Genomic DNA, 2,594 nt, shown 5'->3' with positions numbered 1-2,594 from the left:
CTCGCCCACCGACAGCGCCCAGGACAGCAGCGCCGGCGTAGACATCCGACCGCCCGGCGCCGGCGCCAACACGGCCAGCACCACGCCGCCACCCGCGCGCCTGCCCGATCCGGTGCGCCTGGAGTTCGAGGTGAGCGGCCAGGCCAAGAAGTTCAACTACCGCGCCAGTGCCGAACTGCTGTGGCGCCACGACGGCGCCCGCTACGAGGCCCGGCAGGAGATCAAGGCCTTCCTGATCGGCGCGCGCTCGCAGACCAGCACCGGGCAGGTGACCGCCAGCGGCCTGCAGCCGGAACGCTTCGGCGACAAGGCCCGCAGCGAGCAGGCCGCGCATTTCAACTTCGGCCAGGGGCGCGTGACCTTCAGCGCCAACACGCCGCAGGCCGCCATCGGCGCGGGCGCGCAGGACCGCCTGAGCGTGTTCATCCAACTGGGCGCCCTGCTGGCCGCCGCCCCCGAGCGCTATCCCGACGGCACCCAGATCACCCTGACCACCGTGGGCGCGCGCTACGCCGACCGCTGGACCTTCACCGTGGAAGGCACCGAGATGCTGGACCTGCCCCGCGGCGCCACCCCCGCGCTCAAGCTGCAGCGCCTGCCGCGCAAGGAATACGACCAGAAGGCCGAGCTCTGGCTCGCGCCGTCACTGGGCTTTCTGCCGGCGCGCATCCGCATCACGCAGTCCAACGGCGACTTCGCCGACCTGCGCCTGAGCGCCAACGCACCGCCCTGATCGCAGCTTGCGGCGCGGCGAACCGCCCGAGAACCTGTGCGGTTTCGCCCACATGGGCGTGGGACAGTGCGGTTACTTCGCGGATCAGGCCGCCCGCGCACAGGATTCATGAAATACTGTTTTCACGCAGCCGGCGGGTTTTCACCGACCGCCGAAAGCGCCAGGGCTTGAACTTAGCGACCTGGGTGGCCATCTGACAGCAACACACCGACAGAGGAACACCATGCACATGCTCTATGACTCCGAAACCTTCGTGGTGGTCCACATGCAGCCGGATGCCGCCGCGGACGGTGCCCCCAAAGGCTGGCCCACCCCGCCCCAGTTGGCGCGCCACGGCTTCGAAATCGTGGACAAGCGCTCCGGCAAGGAGGTGTACCTGGACGGCTCGTGGGCCGAAATGTTCCAGCAGCAGATCCTGGCCTGGCAGCGCGACACCCCCACGCAGGAAGAAGTCGAGGACACGCTGGACGGCTACGTGGGGCTGGCGCAGAACCCGGTGGTGGTGCACTGACGAACCTTGCATCGCCCACACCATCCCACGGCCACGGGGATGGGCTCCGTGGCTCCTTCCTGTTTAGGCAAGCCATTGACATGAATGGCGTGTGCCACTGGGGCACTCATTTTCAAGTCATGTCAGCCCAGGCACACCCCATGGGCCAGCGCGGCTAGCCGGCCGGCTTCGTCGCCGGGTAAATCCACCGATACAACGGCGCCACCAGCAGCAGCACGGCGATCAGCCGGCACACCTGGAAGGCCGTCACCACCGGCACGCCCAGCTGCAGCACCTTGGCGGTGATCGACATCTCGGCGATGCCGCCGGGGGCCGAGGCCAGCACCATCGTCACCCAGTGCAGCCCGGTGGCCTGGGACAGCGCCACGGCGAACAGGGCGCACACGGCGAGCAGCACCAGCGTGCCGATCGCCACCGAGCCCAGCCAGCGCGGCGCGGTGTGCAAAAAGCCCGGTCGAAAGCGCACGCCCAGGCTGACGCCGATCACCAGCTGCGCGGCGTTGACCAGCGCCTGCGGCACGGCCGACAGCGTGATGCCCGCCATGGCCAGGCCCATCGAGACCAGCAGCGCGCCCATGAACCAGGGGTTGGCGCGGCCCAGGCGGTCCATCGCCAGCGCGCCCAGGCCGGTGAGGCCGGCCAGCAGCGCCAGGCCCTGCACATCCACCACGCGCACGGCGGGCGGCAGCAGGTCCAGGCCGTGCAGGCCGCTGAACTGCAGCGCGAACGGAATGGTCACCGTCACGATCACCAGCCGCAGGCTGTGGCTGGCGGCCACGAGGTCGGTGCGGGCGTGTTCGCGCTCGGCCAGCAGGGTCATCTCCGAGGCCGCGCCGATGGCGCCCGAGAAATAGCTGGTCGCGCGCACCACCGGCGCCGGGACGCCCTGCAAATGCGGCGCATGCACGCGGTACAGCCATGCGCCGAACAGCCAGCCCCCGAACAGCGCCCACGCCACGCCCAGCGCGATCGCCCACCACAGCCCCGCCACCAGCGCGGTGACCTGCGGCGTGAAATACAGGCCCAGCACCGCGCCCAGGGTCCACTGCCCGGCATTGCGCAGGCGCCGCGAACTGGCCGTGGGCACGCCCGAGATGGACAGCAGCGCGGTGGCGACCAGCGGGCCGATCATCCACGGCAGCGGCGTGTGCAGGGCCAGACACACCACCGCGGCCGCCAGGGCCAGGGCCAGGGTGAGGAGGATGCGGGCAGGTGGAAAAGAGAGCATCGGTGGGCGCGGAACGGCGAAATCCAGGGGAGGGGAAAGTATCGCCCGCGCGGCACCGGCCCCCTTCCCGCTGCCAGGATTGCGATGGAAAAAGGCCGAATGCCCTAGTACCCATTGCCCTT

General features: G+C 69.9%; 3 protein-coding genes. 2 read left to right on the top strand and 1 reads right to left on the bottom strand.

The genetic code is table 11. The features are described from left to right. Together AC27KI_RS22520 and AC27KI_RS22515 are read left to right on the top strand one after the other, a co-directional pair. Window positions 1–733: DUF3108 domain-containing protein (locus AC27KI_RS22520; protein ID WP_487115926.1), on the top strand; the 733-nt coding region annotated here is incomplete at its 5' end. 223 nt (window positions 734–956) lie between these two features. Beyond that, window positions 957–1,244 (top strand): BTH_I0359 family protein, encoded by a 288-nt coding sequence (locus AC27KI_RS22515; protein WP_272566968.1) that lies wholly within the window; start codon window positions 957–959, stop codon window positions 1,242–1,244. 154 nt (window positions 1,245–1,398) lie between these two features. On the opposite strand, the gene AC27KI_RS22510 is transcribed toward AC27KI_RS22515, so the two are convergent. Beyond that, window positions 1,399–2,472, bottom strand: a complete 1,074-nt coding sequence (locus AC27KI_RS22510; protein ID WP_487090737.1) for an AbrB family transcriptional regulator — start codon at window positions 2,470–2,472, stop codon at window positions 1,399–1,401. Window positions 2,473–2,594 lie beyond the last annotated feature (122 nt).

The sequence above is a fragment of the Acidovorax sp. KPB24-03 genome (assembly GCF_057546605.1).
This window is presented reverse-complemented; position numbering and strand designations above follow the sequence as displayed.

Bases quoted from the DNA above. Each gene is read 5' to 3' on its own strand.
- AC27KI_RS22515 (WP_272566968.1), top strand. From the start codon at position 957: ATGCACATGCTCTATGACTCCGAAACCTTCGTGGTGGTCCACATGCAG.
- AC27KI_RS22510 (WP_487090737.1), bottom strand. From the start codon at position 2,472: ATGCTCTCTTTTCCACCTGCCCGCATCCTCCTCACCCTGGCCCTGGCC.